18 protein-coding genes are annotated in these 16,291 nt (G+C 71.8%); 6 read left to right on the top strand and 12 right to left on the bottom strand.

The window, feature by feature from the left end; translation table 11 throughout:
* Positions 1-7: 7 nt before the first annotated feature.
* The 3 genes from D9V37_RS10125 to D9V37_RS10120 are packed head-to-tail and all read left to right on the top strand — an operon-like array spanning position 8 to position 2,303.
* A complete protein-coding gene (locus D9V37_RS10125) occupies positions 8-1,258 on the top strand; it encodes a hypothetical protein (RefSeq protein WP_121806045.1) in 1,251 nt (416 codons plus the stop codon).
* Positions 1,255-1,647, top strand: a complete 393-nt coding sequence (locus D9V37_RS20235) for a hypothetical protein (protein WP_158604435.1) — start codon at positions 1,255-1,257, stop codon at positions 1,645-1,647. The genes D9V37_RS10125 and D9V37_RS20235 overlap by 4 nt, the downstream gene beginning before the upstream one ends.
* Positions 1,644-2,303 (top strand): glycohydrolase toxin TNT-related protein, encoded by a 660-nt coding sequence (locus D9V37_RS10120; RefSeq protein ID WP_158604434.1) that lies wholly within the window; start codon positions 1,644-1,646, stop codon positions 2,301-2,303. Before D9V37_RS20235 ends, D9V37_RS10120 begins: the two co-directional genes overlap by 4 nt.
* Here the strand turns inward: D9V37_RS10120 and D9V37_RS10115 are convergent.
* The 3 genes from D9V37_RS10115 to D9V37_RS10105 all read right to left on the bottom strand — a co-directional run bounded on the left by D9V37_RS10115 (position 2,300) and on the right by D9V37_RS10105 (position 5,529).
* Positions 2,300-3,583: an HNH endonuclease gene (locus D9V37_RS10115; protein ID WP_121806043.1), complete on the bottom strand. Its 1,284-nt coding sequence runs from the start codon at positions 3,581-3,583 to the stop codon at positions 2,300-2,302. The genes D9V37_RS10120 and D9V37_RS10115 overlap by 4 nt on opposite strands.
* Before the next feature lie 207 nt (positions 3,584-3,790).
* On the bottom strand, positions 3,791-4,828 hold the full coding sequence (locus D9V37_RS10110) for an S-adenosylmethionine:tRNA ribosyltransferase-isomerase (protein ID WP_121806042.1): 1,038 nt from the start codon (positions 4,826-4,828) through the stop codon (positions 3,791-3,793).
* Complete coding sequence (locus tag D9V37_RS10105) at positions 4,828-5,529, bottom strand: SDR family NAD(P)-dependent oxidoreductase (protein ID WP_121806041.1); 702 nt, start codon at positions 5,527-5,529, stop codon at positions 4,828-4,830. The genes D9V37_RS10110 and D9V37_RS10105 overlap by 1 nt, the downstream gene beginning before the upstream one ends.
* A gap of 67 nt (positions 5,530-5,596) precedes the next feature.
* Here D9V37_RS10105 and soxR point away from each other — a divergent pair, with 67 nt between their 5' ends.
* The gene (gene soxR / locus D9V37_RS10100) at positions 5,597-6,070 is read left to right on the top strand and encodes a redox-sensitive transcriptional activator SoxR (RefSeq protein ID WP_121806040.1); all 474 of its coding nucleotides are present in this window, start codon (positions 5,597-5,599) and stop codon (positions 6,068-6,070) included.
* Here the strand turns inward: soxR and D9V37_RS10095 are convergent.
* The 8 genes from D9V37_RS10095 to D9V37_RS10060 all read right to left on the bottom strand — a co-directional run bounded on the left by D9V37_RS10095 (position 6,053) and on the right by D9V37_RS10060 (position 14,162).
* Positions 6,053-7,054: a threonine aldolase family protein gene (locus D9V37_RS10095; protein ID WP_332835746.1), complete on the bottom strand. Its 1,002-nt coding sequence runs from the start codon at positions 7,052-7,054 to the stop codon at positions 6,053-6,055. The genes soxR and D9V37_RS10095 overlap by 18 nt on opposite strands.
* Positions 7,051-8,394, bottom strand: coding sequence for a class II 3-deoxy-7-phosphoheptulonate synthase (locus D9V37_RS10090; RefSeq protein ID WP_121806039.1), 1,344 nt, complete (start codon positions 8,392-8,394; stop codon positions 7,051-7,053). The genes D9V37_RS10095 and D9V37_RS10090 overlap by 4 nt, the downstream gene beginning before the upstream one ends.
* 37 nt (positions 8,395-8,431) lie before the next feature.
* Positions 8,432-8,734 (bottom strand): DUF3349 domain-containing protein, encoded by a 303-nt coding sequence (locus tag D9V37_RS10085; protein ID WP_121806038.1) that lies wholly within the window; start codon positions 8,732-8,734, stop codon positions 8,432-8,434.
* Between the two features lie 14 nt (positions 8,735-8,748).
* Positions 8,749-8,994: a hypothetical protein gene (locus tag D9V37_RS10080; RefSeq protein WP_121806037.1), complete on the bottom strand. Its 246-nt coding sequence runs from the start codon at positions 8,992-8,994 to the stop codon at positions 8,749-8,751.
* Positions 8,995-9,007: 13 nt separating this feature from the next.
* Positions 9,008-10,150, bottom strand: a complete 1,143-nt coding sequence (locus D9V37_RS10075; RefSeq protein ID WP_121806512.1) for an inorganic phosphate transporter — start codon at positions 10,148-10,150, stop codon at positions 9,008-9,010.
* A gap of 94 nt (positions 10,151-10,244) precedes the next feature.
* Positions 10,245-11,693, bottom strand: coding sequence for an APC family permease (locus D9V37_RS10070; RefSeq protein ID WP_121806036.1), 1,449 nt, complete (start codon positions 11,691-11,693; stop codon positions 10,245-10,247).
* Between the two features lie 137 nt (positions 11,694-11,830).
* Positions 11,831-12,859: a 6-phosphofructokinase gene (locus D9V37_RS10065; RefSeq protein WP_121806035.1), complete on the bottom strand. Its 1,029-nt coding sequence runs from the start codon at positions 12,857-12,859 to the stop codon at positions 11,831-11,833.
* Positions 12,860-12,914: 55 nt separating this feature from the next.
* Complete coding sequence (locus D9V37_RS10060) at positions 12,915-14,162, bottom strand: MFS transporter (RefSeq protein ID WP_158604433.1); 1,248 nt, start codon at positions 14,160-14,162, stop codon at positions 12,915-12,917.
* Positions 14,163-14,269: 107 nt separating this feature from the next.
* Here D9V37_RS10060 and D9V37_RS10055 point away from each other — a divergent pair, with 107 nt between their 5' ends.
* Together D9V37_RS10055 and D9V37_RS10050 are read left to right on the top strand one after the other, a co-directional pair.
* On the top strand, positions 14,270-15,103 hold the full coding sequence (locus D9V37_RS10055) for a DUF1028 domain-containing protein (protein ID WP_121806033.1): 834 nt from the start codon (positions 14,270-14,272) through the stop codon (positions 15,101-15,103).
* Positions 15,100-15,429, top strand: a complete 330-nt coding sequence (locus D9V37_RS10050; protein ID WP_121806032.1) for a chorismate mutase — start codon at positions 15,100-15,102, stop codon at positions 15,427-15,429. The genes D9V37_RS10055 and D9V37_RS10050 overlap by 4 nt, the downstream gene beginning before the upstream one ends.
* Here D9V37_RS10050 and D9V37_RS10045 read toward each other — a convergent pair.
* Positions 15,416-16,285, bottom strand: coding sequence for a coiled-coil domain-containing protein (locus tag D9V37_RS10045; protein ID WP_121806031.1), 870 nt, complete (start codon positions 16,283-16,285; stop codon positions 15,416-15,418). The two genes, D9V37_RS10050 and D9V37_RS10045, sit on opposite strands and share 14 nt — an antisense overlap.
* Positions 16,286-16,291 lie beyond the last annotated feature (6 nt).

The following is a 16,291-nucleotide window of genomic DNA, read 5'->3' as shown; positions in this document are numbered from 1 at the left end:
CTCTCCCATGACCAGCTCGTTCGCCCCGCCGGCCGGTGACGCCGCCGCCCTCGCGAGCCGTGGCCGGCAGCTCGGGGAGAGTGCCGCCGCGCTGGCCGGCCAGACCGCGCAGGTGCAGCGAGGGGCGGGACTGGTGCAGGTCGCGCTGCTGCAGTCCAACAGCGCGTTGCGTATCGACGAGCTCCGCAAGGGCATCCGGGGCATCGACCACGAGGTCGAGCTGCTGCGCCGCACCGGCGAGGAGGTCGCCGACATCGTCCGCGACCGCGCCGCGGCGCTCCAGCACCTCACCGCCGACCTCGAGCGGCTGCGAGAGCAGGCACGCAGCGAGCCCGACCGTCGTCCCCTCCTGGAGATCCAGGCCGACTTCCTGCGCGACGACCACCGGTGCGGCGACCATCGCGCCGCCGCCAGGATCGAGCACCTCACCGAGCGGTTGCGCATCTCCACCACACCCACCCCTCGCTCCCGCAACGTCCTGGCCGGCGCCGACACCACCCTGACCGCGGCGTGGACCCAGCTCAGTGGTGCCTACGAGTCCATCGCCGAGCAGGCGCACCGCGCCGACCAGGCCTCGGTGGCCTACCAGCTCATGGGCTTCTTCGAGGGCCTCGGCGACGGCGTCACCGGCACCGTCCACGACCTGCGCGACCTCGTCGGCCACCCGGGCGACGCCGCCAGCGGCCTCCTGCACTTCGTCAACGCCCTCATCACCCACCCGATCCGCACCTCCGACGCCACCCGCCACGCCCTCACCGACCCCTACACCGACGACTGGAAGGACCACGAGTACGGCCGTGCCGTCGGTCGGGGCACCGAGGCCCTGGCCGAGCTGGTATTCGGGGCCAAGGGGGCGACGAAGGTCGGGAAGGTGGTACGGGAGGCAGTGACGTCACGACGCGCGGCAACCGTCGCGCACGTGTGGTCATCGCAAGACCCGCACGTTGGCGACCTCGCCAACTGGCTCGACAGCACGCGGCCGGGGACGGTGAAGCACGTCAACAACTGGATCCCGATGCACGACGGCACGCTGCGCGAGGTCGACATCGACCTCGGGTCGACGGTCATCCAGGTCAAGTCCGGCAACGCGCGCCGGCTACTAGCGCAAATGAGCCGAACCCGCGACAGCTCCGGGCGACATGTACTTGCGTATGCGCCGTCGCTGCCGGACGGGGCCTACGCTCACGCTCTGCGCAACGGCTTCGCCGTCGCACGCACCAAGCAGGATCTCCTGAACCTGATCAAGGAGTTCGCGTGAAGAGCGCAGAAGTGATGATCGAAGGAGACAACCTGTTCTCGCGAATGCGAACGGCACTGATCGAGCTCGGGGACGACGAGACACGCGCGTCCGAATCGGCAGTGAACTACTTCGACGACCAGAACCGTATGTACACGGTTTTTCGAGTCGGGTACTTCGATCCATGGGACCCGCAGGACGACGGAATCCTCGTCACCGCTGACGAGCAGGTGCGCATCCCCGACCTGCGCGCCGTCGACCATCTCGCGGTCGAATGCCGCTGGGAGGACCTCTTCGCGAACCTCACTCGACAGCTGGCAGAGCTCCTCGGCGAGACGATCTGGGTCATCGACGGCAACGACGTCCTGTGGGACGCCGCCCGGATCGACCCCGACCGGATCCTGCTGTGAGCGACCCGGCGCGGGTGCTGCTGAAGGCGCTGCGCAAGGCGAAGCTGCCCGCACACGCGGTGCTGTGGACCGGTGTCGCCGTCGAGGGAGCGCCGCCCCCGATGGACGGGCCTTGGGTGCTCACCGACGTGGTCGACGTCGGCATCGCGGTCGGCGCCTCGGCACGACGGGTGTTCCGCCCCTACGCCGTGGTCGACAGCGTCGAGGCGGCCGCACGGCTGGCGGTCAACCTGGTCCGCCATCCCGCTTCGGTCGAGCCGCTGCGCTACGACCCGCCCGACTACGAGCGCCGAGGACAGGTCACAGCAGCAGCGATCCGGAGGCGGGCAGAGGCTCGCAGCAATGCCACCGCCCCGTCGGAGCTGGAGGTGGGCGACCTGCTGGACAGTCTCGAGCCCGAGACGGCCCACCACCTCTACCCCGCCGCCACTCCGTTCGGTCAGCGTTCGCTGCCGGACACCTGGTCCGCCGTGCCTCACCGCGTCTACGAGGTGCGCCGGCCGTTCGCCGACGCCCATTCCGATTCCCGAGGCCCGAGCGAGAGCACGGTCGCGCCGTCGTTCGGGCAGCCGGGCGGTGGCGGTCAGGTCGTGCTCGACCGTCCGATCCGCTGGTACGTGGATCAGGGTTTCCTCACCGAGCTGGTGCGGAGCTAGCCCGTCGGCGCCCAGTCCACCTCGAGCGCCGGGCCGACGATGTGGATGACCTTGACCTGCTGGGTTCCCGGCAAGGGCGGTGGTCGTGACTCGTAGGCGTGTCCGGTCGGGGTGGTCGTGGTGACCCGGCTCGCACTGCCGGTGGTGCTCCAGCCGGGGAGCTCCTTGCGGTAGTTGCAGGCCTCGCACAGTCCTTGCTCGTTGCTGCTGGTCGAGGGTCCGCCGTCGGCGGCGGCCGTGATGTGGTCGGCGTGCTTGGCCGGGGCGTCGCACCACGGCGTCGCACAGATGTCATCACGCAGGACGCCCAGCTTGCGGACGCCGGCACTGAACGAGCGGCGTCGCGCATCCATCGTGACCAGCTCACCGGAGGCCGGATGCGCGTAGAGCCGGCGGGCCCAGGCGCGGTCCGCCTCGCGGACGAGCCGCCGGGCCAACACCGCCGGCACCGGGCCGTAGCCGGCCACCCACGCCGGCTCATCGCTGCCCTCGAACAGCGCGGCCTGGCCCATCACCACGTTCACCTCGACACCGATGTCGGCGGCCGAGTCGAGCCCGGTGACCCTGGCGAACAGCGTGTCGGCCATGACCTGGCCCTCGCTGCGCGGGTCGCCCACCGCCCGGGCGGAGGCGGCTGCGGCCTTCAACGCCGCGTACACGCCCACGCCCTGCGCCACCGGCAGGAAGGCGCCGACCCAGGTCATCGTGTCCGGCGCCGGGCGGATCGTGACGCGCCGGTCGGACTCCGCTCCGCGGACCCGCTTCAGCGGCGACTCGCGGTCGACCTCGTAGCCGACGAGCCGCGCTGCCTTGCCCAGCCGACCGACCCCGAAGACGGCGAGCTTGTCGGCCAGCCGGCGGTCGACCTCGGCGCGGTGCTCGAGGGTCAGCACCGCGGTCTCCTTGACCATCACGATGGCCTTGAACTCACTGATCTCACCGGCACTCAATGCGGCCATCGTGCACGGCATCTCGTGCACCAGCGCCGTGGCCAGTCCCAGGTACTTCCGGCCCGCGTGCGGCGATTCGTGCCGCGCCAGGCCGACCATCGCCGCCACCGACCGAGAGACCGCTGCGTGCTCCTCACGCGTCGATGCGCTCGCGCGCTGAGAGGCGTCCAGCTCCGCGATCACCCGCGCCTGCGCAGCGGCCGCGCCGCCCTTCAAAGATTCCAACGCCGTGAGCAGGTCCACCCGCTCCGCATCACTGAGACCCGCGACGTCGAGGGACGGCAGCGCGCGCAGCCAGCTGCGGACGTCGTCGGCGTTCGTCGTGCTCATGCCTCCACCTCAGCACCACCCACCGACAGTTCCGTCCACCACTCCCGCTCGCCCGCCACCGATGCCATCATCACGACGTGACCCACACCTCCACGGCCTGACCCTCACGGAGTCCTGGTGCCGCCACAGCGACTGGCACCCCCGCCGGCGCCGCGGTCGCAGCAGCGACCCGGCACCGACGGCGAGCATCGGAGCCTGAGGGACCCCTTACGGCAGCATCAGGCAGCTGTCCCCGAACTCGTGCCAGGCGTACCGCTGCGAGACTGCCGCGTCGTAGGCCAGCTGGCTCAGCTCGGCACCGGCCACGGCTTCGACCAGCAGCAGGTGCGAGGCCTGCGGGTCGTGCCATCCCGTCACCAGGCCGGTGACGACCCGGGGCGGCTCGGCCGGCGTCACCACGCGCGTCGTCCAGCCCGACGCCGCGACCAGCCGCCCGTCGGCGGCCACCGCCGACTCCAGCGCCCGCGTGACCGTGGTGCCGACCGCGACGACGCGGCCGCCGCCGGCGCGGACCGCGTTGACCAGCCGAGCCGTGGCGTCCGGCACCGAGAACCGCTCGGGCTGCGGGCCCTCACCCACCTCCTGGGAGGAGACGCCCGTGTGCAGCGTGATCGGCGCGACCGCGACTCCTCGCGCGACCAGCGAGGTGACCAACGCGGTCGTGAAGGGTCGCCCCGCCGAGGGCATCTCCGCGCTGCCCGCCCGGATCCCGAAGACGGTCTGGTAGGCCGACAGCGGATAGCGCCGGTCGAGGTAGCCGTAGGCGATCGGGCGACCGTGCGCGGCCAGGTACGCCGCGAGGTCGCCGTTCACGGACGCCCGCCACAGCCGGTCGCCCTGCCCGGTCGGCGAGGAGCCCTCCTCCGGGTAGGGCGCCTGCAGCACGACGGTGTGCGGGCCTATCGTGAACCGCTCCCCCGGTACGGCGTCGAGCACGGCGCGCGCGGCGTGCGGCGCGGTGCGGACCTCCACCACCCAGGTCTCGTCGTCGAGCGGGGTGGCCGCGTGCAGGACCACCGGACCGTGGCGGGCAGAGCGGGCGTCGATCTCGCCGTTGACCGTGGCCGAGTCGTTGACCACGACGACGTCTCCGGCCCGCAGCTGATCCGGCAGATCGGCGAACCGTGCGTGCGCGACGCCGGAGGGCCGCGCCACCAGCAGGCGCACGTCGTCGCGGCGTGCCGGCGGCGACGGCGCGAAGCTGGCTGCCGCGAAACGCGTGGTCGGGGTCTCGAGCGTGCGCATCAGACCAGCACCTCCACCGCGGTGTCCGTCACGGTGTCCTTCACGATGTCGGCTGCCTGGTAGCGCCCCGACTCCGGACGCTGCTCGAGCAGCGCCAGCAGGTGCGGCACCACGGTGGCCGGGAGCGGTCGGTCGGAGATGTCCTCGCCGGGGAAGGCGTCCTGGTGCATCTGGGTACGCATGTCGCCGGGGTCGACGGCGTAGGCCGTGATCTCGGGGTTCTCGGCGGCGAACGTGAGCACGACGTGGTCGAGCGCGGCCTTGGAGGCTCCGTAGAGCCCCCACGTCGGGTAGTACTCGACACCGGCGTCGGAGCTGATGCCCACCAGCACTCCTCGCGAGGCGGTCAGCCAATCCAGCAGCTCGCCGGTCAGCACCAGCGGACCACCGACGTTGGTCCGCCAGACCTGCGACAGCTCGGGGATCGAGACCTCATCCAGGCGCCGCATCGGGCCCAGCGTGCTCGCGTTGTGCACCAGCAGGTCGAGCCCGCCCAGGCGCTCGACCTCCTCCCTCAGCTCGGCGCGGTGGTCGGCGTCGGTGATGTCGCCGGGCACGACGACCACTCCCTCCCGCCACACGCTCTCGAGCCGCGGCGCATCTCGCGCGTCGGTGATGACCGTCCAGCCCCCCTCGGCCAGGGCGAGCACCAGCTCGCGCCCCAGCCCCGCGGAGCCTCCGGTGATGAGTGCGACAGACATCGCCTTCTCCTTGATCGGTGGGTTGATGTCTGTCAGTGTTCAAGTTAAAGCGAGGTTGAGGTCAAGCATGGATTCCCACGACGTCCTGTCGGTCAGCGAGGTCGCCCGCCGTAGCGGGTTCGCCGCCTCGGCGCTGCGCTACTACGAGAGCCAGGGGCTCATCGTGGCCTCCCGCAGCCCGGGCAACCAGCGTCGCTACGAGCGCGGGGTGCTGCGCCGGCTCGCCTTCATCCGCGCGGCCGGCAACGTCGGCCTCACGCTGGAGGAGATCCGCGACGAGCTCGCCCGGCTCCCGGCGGGCCGCACCCCCACGCGCGCCGACTGGCAGCGCATCACCCGCCACTGGCGCGGCCGCCTCGACGAGCAGATCGCCGCCCTGGAACGGCTGCGCGATGGTCTGGACTCCTGCATCGGCTGTGGCTGCCTGTCGCTGCAGCGGTGCGGGATCTCCAACCCCGGTGACGCGGAGGGACGTCGGGGTCGTGTCGGCGCCGGGTTCCTCCCGGCGGCGCTGCGCCGGGCCTCAGACCAGGCCGGCTAGCACCTTCGCCGCCTGCTCGGCGTCCGCGCGCGTGACGTCGAGGTGGGTCAGCAGCCGCACCCGCTGCGGACCAACGGCACCGACTCGGACACCCTCCTCCGCGGCGCGGGCGACGACGGCGGCCGCGTCGGGGACGTCGATGACGACGATGTTGGTCTCCACGGTCGCCGGGTCGACGCCGACCCGCTCGGCGATCAGCGCCGCGTGCTCGTGGTCCTCGGCCAGCCGCTCGACGTGGTGATCGAGAGCGTGCAACCCGGCCGCGGCGAGCACGCCGACCTGCCGCATGCCGCCGCCCATCCGCTTGCGCAGCACCCGCGCCGCCTCGATCTGCTCGTGCGTGCCGACGAACAGGGAGCCCACCGGCGCCCCGAGACCCTTCGACAGGCAGACGGCCAGCGCGTCGGTGACCGCGCCGTACTCCACCAGCGGCGTGCCCGTGGCCACGTGAGCGTTCCAGATCCGGGCGCCGTCCATGTGGACGCCTACACCCACCGACGTCGCCCAGGCCCGCAGCGCCTGCAGGTCGGCCAGCGGGAGCACCGACCCCCCGGCGAAGTTGTGGGTGTTCTCCACCGAGATCGCCGTAGTGCGGACGAAGAACGGACCCATGTCGGGGGCGTACAGCTCCTTGACGGCGGCGAGGTCGAGCTGTCCGCGCGGGTGCGACCAGGTGCGGCTGGTGATGCCCATGAGCGCCCCGTGGGCACCCAGCTCGGCGCGCAGGATGTGCGCGCGCGACTCGCACAGCACCTCCTGCCCCGGCCCCACCAGCGAGGCGACCGCGAGCAGGTTGGCCATCGACCCGGTGGGGGCGAACAGCGCCGCCTGCTTGCCGAAGAGCTCGGCCACCCGCTCCTGCAGCGCGTGGGCGGTCGGATCCTCGTCGTAGACGTCGTCGCCCACCTCAGCCTCGGCCATCGCACGGCGCATCGACGCCGTCGGCCGGGTGAGCGTGTCGGAGCGCAGATCGATCAAGGTCACGCCTGCCGCAGCATCTCGGCCACCAGGAACGCCAGCTCGAGGCTCTGCACCCGGTTCAGCCGCGGGTCGACCACCGACTCGTAGCGATGCACCAGGTCGGCCGCGGTGATGTCCTCACCGCCGCCGATGCACTCGGTGACGTCGTCGCCGGTCATCTCGACCAGGATGCCGCCCGGCCAGGTGCCGGCCGCCCGGTGCACGTCGAAGAAGCCCTGCACCTCCTCCAGCACGTCGTCGAACCGGCGGGTCTTGTAGCCGTTGTCGGACTCGAAGGTGTTGCCGTGCATCGGGTCGCACACCCAGGCCACCTCGACGCCGGCCGCGGCGACCTTCTCCACCAGGTGCGGCAGGCCGTCGCGGATCTTGCCCGCCCCGAAGCGGGTGATGAAGGTGAGCCGTCCCGGGACGTTCTCCGGGTTGAGCTTGGCGGCCAGGGCGAGCGCGTCGTCGGCGCTGGCCGACGGACCCAGCTTGCAGCCGATCGGGTTCTTGATCCGCGAGAAGTACTCGACGTGGGCGCCGTCGAGCTGACGGGTGCGCTCGCCGATCCACACGAAGTGCGCCGAGACGTTGTACGGCGTCTGCGTGCGCGAGTCGATGCGGGTCATGGCGTGCTCGTAGGGCAGCAGCAGCGCCTCGTGGCTGGAGTGGAAGTCCACCCGGTGGAACTCGTCGGGGTCGGCGCCGATGGCGGCCATGAACCGCATCGCCGCGTCGATCTCCTTGGCCAGCGACTCGTAGCGACCGCCGACCTCGCTGCCCTTGACGAAGTCGGTGTTCCAGGTGTGCACCTGCCGCAGGTCGGCGTAGCCGCCGGTGACGAAGGCGCGGACCAGGTTCAGCGTGGCCGCCGAGGAGTGGTAGACCTCCAGCAGCCGCTCGGGGTCGGGGCGCCGCGACTCGGGGGTGAAGTCGTAGCCGTTGATCGCGTCGCCGCGGTAGGCCGGCAGCGTGATGCCGTCGCGGGTCTCGGAGTCCGACGAGCGCGGCTTGGCGTACTGCCCGGCCAGCCGGCCCAGCTTCACCACCGGCACGCTGGCGGCGTAGGTGAGCACCACCGCCATCTGCAGCAGCACCCGCAGCTTGTTGCGGACGTTGTCGGCGGTGACGCCGGCGAAGGTCTCCGCGCAGTCGCCGCCCTGCAGGAGGAACGCCTCGCCGCGGGCGACGGCGCCGAGCTTGGCGGTCAGCTCGTCGCACTCGCCGGCGAACACCAGCGGCGGCAGGCCGCGCAGTCGCGTCACGACGTCGTCGACGGCCTGCGGGTCGTCGTACGTCGGCTGCTGGAGGGCACCGATGCCGTTCAGCTGCGCGAGGGTGGGAACCGGGGTGTCGAGCACCGCAGAAGTCTACGGGCGGGCGCGGACGGACCCCGCCTCAGTCCATGTGGGGGTCGGCCAGCGGCCAGCCACCGGCCACCAGCCGCGCGCCCACCCGGCTGACGTCGTCGGGGTGCGGCAGCTCGTTGGTGACCTTGGTGATCAGCTCGCCGATGTCGATGGTGCTGATCGGCTCGCCGTTGGCACGCTGCTCCAGGTGCTGGGCGACCTCGCGCACCTCCTCGTCGCTGAGCTGGGTCTTGCGCAGCAGCGCCAGGAGCGGGAAGTAGTCGGTGGGCGGGACGCCGTCGGGGTAGCCGGCGCGCAGCCAGTCCAGGACCTTGGAGACGGGGTTCGACACAGGCGTACGCCCTCTCAGGACTTGTGGGTGATGAGGTAGACGGCGTAGACGATCGCCGCGGCCACCAGCAGGAAGCACACCACGGCACCCACGAGGGCCGCGGGGTTCTTGGTGACCTGGAAGCTCTGCTCGTCCCCTTCGGCGGTGCCGACGGAGAGTGAGCGCAGGCCCAGGGCGAAGACGAGCGGCAGCCCGGCGCCGGCGACGATCGCGAAGCCGATCACCTTGCCGACCGTGGCGAGGTCGATGTAGTCCGACATGTCGTGTCCCCTCTCAGACGCCGGCGTGGACGGAGGCGGACGCCGGAGCGACACCGCCCTCCCACTCCTCGTTGACGTTGTCCGCGTTCACGAGCGTGGCCCGCGCGCGGTAGGCCATGAAGCCGGCCAGGGCGAGCATGCCGACGAAGACGACACCGACGCCGGCGGCACCGCCGATCAGGTGCGCGACGCCGTAGGTGACGGCGCCGACGACCGCGGCCGAGGGCAGCGTCAGCAGCCAGGCCACGACCATGCGGCCGGCCACTCCCCAGCGCACCGCGGCGCCCGGCTTGCCCACCCCGCTGCCGAGGATCGAGCCGGTGGCGACGTGGGTGGTGGACAGCGAGTACCCGAAGTGGCTGGAGGCCAAGATGACCGCCGCGGACGCGGCCTCGGCGGCCATGCCCTGGGGCGACTCGATCTCGACCAGGCCCTTGCCGAGCGTGCGGATGACACGCCAGCCGCCGATGTAGGTCCCGAGCCCGATGGCCAGGCCGCAGGCGAGGATCACCCAGACCGGAACGTCGTCGGAGCCCTTCACGCTGCCGTGGGCGATGAGGGCCAAGAAGATGACGCCCATCGTCTTCTGGGCGTCGTTGGTGCCGTGGGCCAGCGAGACCAAGGACGCCGAGGCCACCTGGCCCCAGCGGAAGCCGTCCTGGCGGTTGCGGGCGCTCACCCGCCGGGTGCTGCGGTAGACCAGCCAGGTGCCCAGCGCGGCCACCGAGCCGGCGATCACCGGCGAGAGCACGGCCGGGATGACGACCTTGCTGGCCACGCCCGTCCACAGCACGCCGTGCATGCCGACGGCGGCGATCACCGCCCCGATGAGGCCGCCGATCAGCGCGTGGGAGGAGCTCGACGGAAGACCGAGCAGCCAGGTCAGGAGGTTCCAGGTGATGCCGCCGACGAGGCCGCAGAAGATGAGCGGGAGCGTCACGACGCTCTGGTCGACCAGGTCCTTGGCGATGGCGGCGGCCACCGCGATCGAGAGGAAGGCACCGACCACGTTGAGCACCGCGGAGAGGGCCACGGCGATCTTGGGCTTCAAGGCGCCGGTGGCGATGGAGGTGGCCATCGCGTTGCCGGTGTCGTGGAACCCGTTGGTGAAGTCGAAGGCCAAGGCGGTGACTACCACCAGGACCAGGATGATCATCTCCGTCACGGCCGCTAGCCTCGCGCTTGCGCGGCCCGAGCGGCAGGGGTCGGAACCCTGGTTCACCCAGTGTTCACCTGGACCGCGGCCCGGCTCACTCCTCGAGGTGCTCGATGTCGCGGAAGCCGGTGGCTTGTGCCCGGATCGCCCGGTTCGTGAACCAGGTGACGGCCCACAGCACGACGCCGAGCAGCAGCATCCCGCCCGCGATCTGGTACTGGACCCAGTCGTCGCGGTCGCGGGCCCAGGGCCCCGCGAGGAACAGGCAGGCGACAGCGCCGACCAGCGGCACCGCGGTCGGCGCGCGGAACGCGAGGTCCGGCGTCGGGTCGCGCCGCAGCACCAGCACCGCGACGTTGACCACCGCGAACACCACCAGCAGCAGCAGACCCGTGGTGCCCGAGAGCGCCCCGATGACGGTGGTGCCCGACAGGTAGGTGACCACCACGATGAGGCCCAGCGCGAGCGCGGTGGAGAAGGCGATCCCGGCCCACGGCGTCCGACGTCCGGGCAGCACCTTGCCCAGCCCGCGCGGGAGCACGTCCTGGTGGGCCATGCCGTAGAGCAGCCGGCTGGCCATCAGCATGTTGATCAGCGCGGTGTTGGCCACCGCGAAGACGGTCAGGAACGGGAAGATCTTGTCCACCGGCAGCCCCGGGGCGCCGATCTGGACGACGTTGAGGAGCACCTTGCCGTCCTCGGCGACGACCTCCTCGATACGGCCCTCGGGGATCACCGCGATGACGCTGATCGCCACCAGCACGTAGATGATCACCGCGATCCCGAGCCCGGTGAGCATCATCCGCGGGAAGACCCGCTCGGGGTCCTTGGTCTCCTCGACCATGTTGACCGAGTCCTCGAAGCCGACCATCGAGAAGAAGGCCACCGCCGTGGCGACCGTGACGGCCAGGAAGATGCCGCGATCGGCGCCGGACTCGAAGGCGACGATGCGCCCGACGTCGGCGTTGCCCCGGCCCATGGCCACGAAGCCGATGACGATCACGATGGCCAGCGCCGACATCTCCACCAGGGTCAGCACGACGTTGAACTTCACGCTCTCACCCACCCCGCGCAGGTTGATGGCGGCCAGCAGCAGCATGAACAGCAGCGCCACCACGGTGACGGCGTTCTCCCCCATCGGCACGCCCATGCCGATGCCGTCGAGGCCGGCGAGCAGGTTGGTGGCGAGCAGGTTCGACGACGTCGAGGCACTGGTGACACCGGAGCAGATGACCGCGAACGCCACCAGGAAGGTCACGAAGTGCACGCCGAACGCCTGGTGGGTGTACAGCGCGGCACCGGCCGCCCGCGGGTACTTGGTGACCAGCTCGAGGTAGGAGTACGCGGTCAGCGTGGCCACCGCGAACGCCACCAGGAACGGCAGCCACACGATGCCGCCCACCTCGGTGGCCATCTGCCCGGTGACGGCGTACACGCCCGCCCCGAGGATGTCGCCGACGATGAACAGCAGCAGCAGGCCGGGGCCCATCACCCGCTTGAGGTCCGGTGTCGGTCCGTTGACGTCTTCCTGGGTGGTTGCCATGGGTCAGTCTCCCTGACCCGTCAACCCCCGCTCAGGCGTCGCATCCTCGTGCGTCCTGGCCGCCGAGACGTCGCATCCTGGCCTCTGCCGGACGTCCAGACCAACCGCCGACGTCCGCTCGCTGGCGCTCGCTTCGCCTACCCGAAGAAGACCGCGGCCTCGGCGTACTCCTCCGGGCTGACCAGCTTCAGCTCGCCGGTGCCCTCCTTGAGCGGCACGCGGACGATGTCGGCGCCGCGCAGCGCCATCATCGTGCCGAAGTCGCCGTCGGCCACCGCGGCGATCGCGTGCAGCCCGAAGCGGGTGGCCAGCCAGCGGTCGAAGGCGGTCGGCGTGCCGCCGCGCTGCACGTGGCCGAGCACCACCGCGCGGGACTCCTTGCCGGTGCGCTGCTCGATCTCGCCGGCGATCCGGTCGCCGATGCCACCCAGCCGGACGTGGCCGAAGGCGTCCTGCTCCCCCGAGACCAGCGTCATGTCGCCCCCCTCGACCGGCACCGCGCCCTCGGAGACCACGATGATCGGGGCGTACTGGCTCTTGAACCGCTCCTCGACGAAGTCGCAGACGCGGCCGATGTCGAACGGCTGCTCGGGGATCAGCACGACGTTGGCGCCCCCGGCCATGCCCGCGTGCAGCGCGATCCAGCCGGCGTGGCGGCCCATCACCTCCACGACGAGCACCCGGTGGTGCGACTCGGCGGTGGTGTGGAGCCGGTCGATGGCCTCCATCGCGATGTTGACCGCGGTGTCGAAGCCGAAGGTGAAGTCGGTGGCCGAAAGGTCGTTGTCGATCGTCTTCGGCACGCCCACGACGTCGACTCCGAGCTCGGCCAGCTTCGTCGCGACGCCCAGGGTGTCCTCGCCGCCGATGGCGACCAGCGCGTCGACGCCGGCCTCGGCCAGGTTGGCCTTGATCTGCTCGACGCCGCCCTCGACCTTGAACGGGTTGGTGCGCGAGGACCCGAGGATGGTGCCGCCGCGGGGCAGGATGCCGCGCACCTGGGCGATGCCCAGCTCGGTGGTGACGCCCTCCAGGGGGCCCTTCCAGCCGTCGCGGAAGCCGATGAACTCGAACCCGAACTCCTTCACGCCGCGGCGCACGACCGCCCGGATGACGGCGTTCAGGCCAGGGCAGTCGCCGCCCCCGGTGAGCACTCCGACGCGCATGGACCTCGCTCCTTCGTTGGATCGTTCAAAGGGACGTCGGTCACACTAGCGGGAATCACGAGGAGGCGGGGAGCACGATCCGGTTCACCACCGGCAGGTCGGCCAGGGTCAGCCAGCGACGCATCCGCGCCGCGCACAGTGCCCCCAGCAGCACGACCACCACCAGCGCCGACCAGACCGCCAGCCGGTCGATGCCCAGCAGCCAGAGGTAGAGCACCGGCGCCAGCGCGCCGGCGCCGTTCCAGGAGAGCTGGAAGGTGGCCAGGTAGCGCCCGCGCAGGTGCTCGGGCGGCGACTCGGCGGCCAGCGTCGAGAGCACGGGCCCGCCCACCATCTCTCCGGTCGTGTAGACGACGGCGGCCACCAGCACGACCAGGATCGAGAGCCACCGGGCGAGCTCGCCCGCGCCGTAGAGCAGCACGAACGAGATCGCCATGAACACCGCGGCCAGGCTGACGACGCGCCAGCGCAGGGCGCCGGTCATCCGGCGCACCACGATGCCCTGCAAGACGCCGATCAGCACGGTGTTGAGGACGTAGACGCCCGCCGAGACCCAGCCCGGCAGCCCCAGCACCTCGACGATGTAGACGGGCATCACCACGTTGAGCGCCATCGAGCCGAGCGCGTAGCCCGCATTGGCGCCGATGAGCCAGCGATAGCCGCGGTCGCCCAGCACCTCGGCGAACCCGTGGGGCGAGGCCGGCGCCTTCTCGGCGGCGACGCCCCGATCCGGCAGCGGCGGCACCAGCAGCACGAAGGAGAGCAGGTAGCTGGCCGCGTTGAGCAGCGCGACGGCGTGGAAGAGCTCGGGATGGTCCGCAGTGATCACCGCGCCCGCCACGAGGCCTCCGACCGCGAACCCGCTGTTGCGCAGCGCGCCGAGGAAGCCGAACCACCGTTCCCGCTCCCCCGGCTCGGAGACCGCCGCGACCAGGGCGGAATAGGAGCCCCAGAACATCGTGCGGCCCAGGCAGGGCACCGTCACCACCAGCGCGATGGACCACCAGCTGTGGGCCAGCGGGTACGCCGCGAAGCCCAGCGCCTGCACCAGGTTGCCGACCTGCAGCACGCGCTTGGCGTCGTAGCGGTCGATCAGCTGCCCGACGAGCAGCGCGAACGGGATGGTGACGACGTTGGCGATGGTCAGCGCCAACCCGATCCGGGCGAGGCTCTGCGGCGTCACCGCCACGAAGTACAGGACCGACATCGGCAGCCAGACCCCGCTGCCGAGCGCGTCGATGCCGAACGCGGCGACGAACCGCCGGTGGCGGCGGACGTCGGGGAAGCCCAGGCGGTCGAGCACCGGTCCAGTCTGGGAGGTGAACGCGGCCCAGACCATGAGGAAGCGTGCAACCGGGGCCGCAGGTCTGTGCAGAACCGGACGGGGGCCGACGGCTAGATTCTGCAGGCATGACGTTCTCGATCGTGGCGAGGGCCGACGACGGACCCACCGGTGAGCCGGAGTGGGGCGTCGCGGTCGCCTCGAAGTTCTTGGCCGTGGGATCGGCGGTGCCGGCCGCGGTGGCCGGCATCGGCGCGCTCGCCACCCAGGCCTCGGCCAACGTCACCTACAAGCCGCTGGGGCTGGCGATGCTCGACGAGGGTGCCACCGCCCAGGTCGCGCTCGACCGGCTGCTGGAGGACGACGAGGGCCGCGCCCACCGGCAGGCCGGCATCGTCGACTCCGACGGCAACGCCGCGACCTTCACCGGCGCCGACTGCCTGGACTGGGCGGGCGGGCTCTCCGGCTCCACCGAGGGTGGCGGCTTCGCCGTGCAGGGCAACATCCTGGCCGGCCCCGAGGTCGTGGAGCAGATGCGCGAGGCCTACGAGGCCAGCACCGGTCAGGCGCTGGTCCACCGGCTGCTGGCGGCGCTCGCCGCCGGCGACGCTGCCGGTGGCGACCGGCGCGGCCGGCAGTCGGCCGCACTGCTCGTCGTGCGCGAGGGCGCCGGCTACGACGGCCTCGACGACGTCGCGGTCGACCTGCGTGTCGACGACCACCCCGAGCCCATCCCCGAGCTGGCCCGGCTGGTGGACCTGCACGCGCTCTACCTGACGGCCTCGACCGAGGAGGAGAAGGTACCGGTCACCCCCGAGCTGGCCGACGAGCTCCTCGACCGCGCGCAGGCGCTGGGCTACGACGACTTCGACGCCTGGGTGGGTGCGTCGAACTACGAGATGCGGGTCGGTGACGGCTGGGTCGACCGGGTCGTCCTCGAGCTGCTGCGGGAGGCCCGATGACCGCGTCGTCGTCGGGCGTGCCCGAGGAGCTGGACCGGTTGCGCGGCAGCATCGACAACCTCGACGCCGCCCTCATCAACCTGCTGGCCGAGCGGTTCAAGCTCACGCGCACGGTCGGGCAGTACAAGGCCCAGCACGGCCTGCCCCCGGCCGACCCGGCCCGGGAGGCGCGTCAGATCGACCGGCTGCGACAGCTCTCCACGCAGGCCCACCTCGACCCCGCCATCGCCGAGAAGTACCTGACCTTCGTGGTCGCGGAGGTGGTACGCCACCACGAGGCGATCGCCGAGGAGCACCGGCAGGAGCAGCAGGTCACAGACGACTGAGGGCGGCCTCGCGCTCGGCCAGCTCGGTCTGCGCGTCCTCGAGGGCGCTCTCGGCGTCCTCGGCGTCCTGCTCGGCCACCTCGATCTCGTCCTCGAGCTCGTCGGCCTGCTCCTCGAGGTCGTCGATGCGCCGCTGCAGCTCGTCGACCTCACCGCGCAGCTGCAGCCGGCGGCCGTGGAGCTTCTCGACGGCACGCTGCTGCTTGACCCGGGCCCGCTCGGCGACGTCGACCTCGGCCTGCGCGGTCGCGACGGCGTCCTGGGCCGCCTCGCGCTTGACGGCCAGGTTGTCGGGCACCGCGCGCAGCGGCGTCGCAGGTGCCGCGGCGGGCGCGGCACGGGTGCCCATCGCCTCGGGGATGGCGACGGCCGCGGCGTGGTCGGCGTCGTCAACGCCGGTGGCGGCGAGGGTGGCGACCAGCAGCCCGGTGCGGACGGCGTCGGCCGCGGTGGCGTCGAGCAGCGCGGCGTTGAGCGTGGCCTCGACCTGGTCGGCGACGGCCGGGGTGAGCCGGCTGCCCTGCTCCAGCGCGAGCTGGCGGGCTCGGGTCGTCAGGGCGCTGGTGAGCTGACGACGCTGCTTGGTCAGCGCGCGCAGCTCGGCGCCGTCGAGGGCCTCGGCCGCCGCCCGCAGCTGCTCGGCCAGGGCCAGCACCTGGTCGAGCTGGTCGGCCTCCCGGCGCACCAGCTGGTTCACCGCCCACGCTCCCACCGACGGCTTGCGCAGCGCCTTCAGCGCCGTCGCCAGCTCCTTGTCGCCCTCGGCCTTCGCCTGCTTCTCCGCGGCGGTGCGGGCCGGCGTGAAGTCCGCGGGCAGGCCGGCGTAGAGCCCCTCGGCGACCTCCTGCAGCTCCACCGGCCC

It is taken from the genome of Nocardioides mangrovicus (genome assembly GCF_003674065.1).
GTDB lineage: Bacteria > Actinomycetota > Actinomycetes > Propionibacteriales > Nocardioidaceae > Marmoricola > Marmoricola mangrovicus.
The sequence above is the reverse complement of the archived record's forward strand: the minus strand, read 5'-3'. Positions and strand labels throughout refer to the sequence as shown.

Excerpts from the sequence above, each read along its gene's own strand:
- D9V37_RS10125 (WP_121806045.1), top strand. The coding sequence starts at position 8 with ATGACCAGCTCGTTCGCCCCGCCGGCCGGTGACGCCGCCGCCCTCGCG.
- D9V37_RS10115 (WP_121806043.1), bottom strand. The coding sequence starts at position 3,583 with ATGAGCACGACGAACGCCGACGACGTCCGCAGCTGGCTGCGCGCGCTG.
- D9V37_RS10110 (WP_121806042.1), bottom strand. The coding sequence starts at position 4,828 with ATGCGCACGCTCGAGACCCCGACCACGCGTTTCGCGGCAGCCAGCTTC.
- D9V37_RS10105 (WP_121806041.1), bottom strand. The coding sequence starts at position 5,529 with ATGTCTGTCGCACTCATCACCGGAGGCTCCGCGGGGCTGGGGCGCGAG.
- soxR (WP_121806040.1), top strand. The coding sequence starts at position 5,597 with ATGGATTCCCACGACGTCCTGTCGGTCAGCGAGGTCGCCCGCCGTAGC.
- D9V37_RS10080 (WP_121806037.1), bottom strand. The coding sequence starts at position 8,994 with ATGTCGGACTACATCGACCTCGCCACGGTCGGCAAGGTGATCGGCTTC.
- D9V37_RS10075 (WP_121806512.1), bottom strand. The coding sequence starts at position 10,150 with ATGATCATCCTGGTCCTGGTGGTAGTCACCGCCTTGGCCTTCGACTTC.
- D9V37_RS10070 (WP_121806036.1), bottom strand. The coding sequence starts at position 11,693 with ATGGCAACCACCCAGGAAGACGTCAACGGACCGACACCGGACCTCAAG.
- D9V37_RS10065 (WP_121806035.1), bottom strand. The coding sequence starts at position 12,859 with ATGCGCGTCGGAGTGCTCACCGGGGGCGGCGACTGCCCTGGCCTGAAC.
- D9V37_RS10055 (WP_121806033.1), top strand. The coding sequence starts at position 14,270 with ATGACGTTCTCGATCGTGGCGAGGGCCGACGACGGACCCACCGGTGAG.
- D9V37_RS10050 (WP_121806032.1), top strand. The coding sequence starts at position 15,100 with ATGACCGCGTCGTCGTCGGGCGTGCCCGAGGAGCTGGACCGGTTGCGC.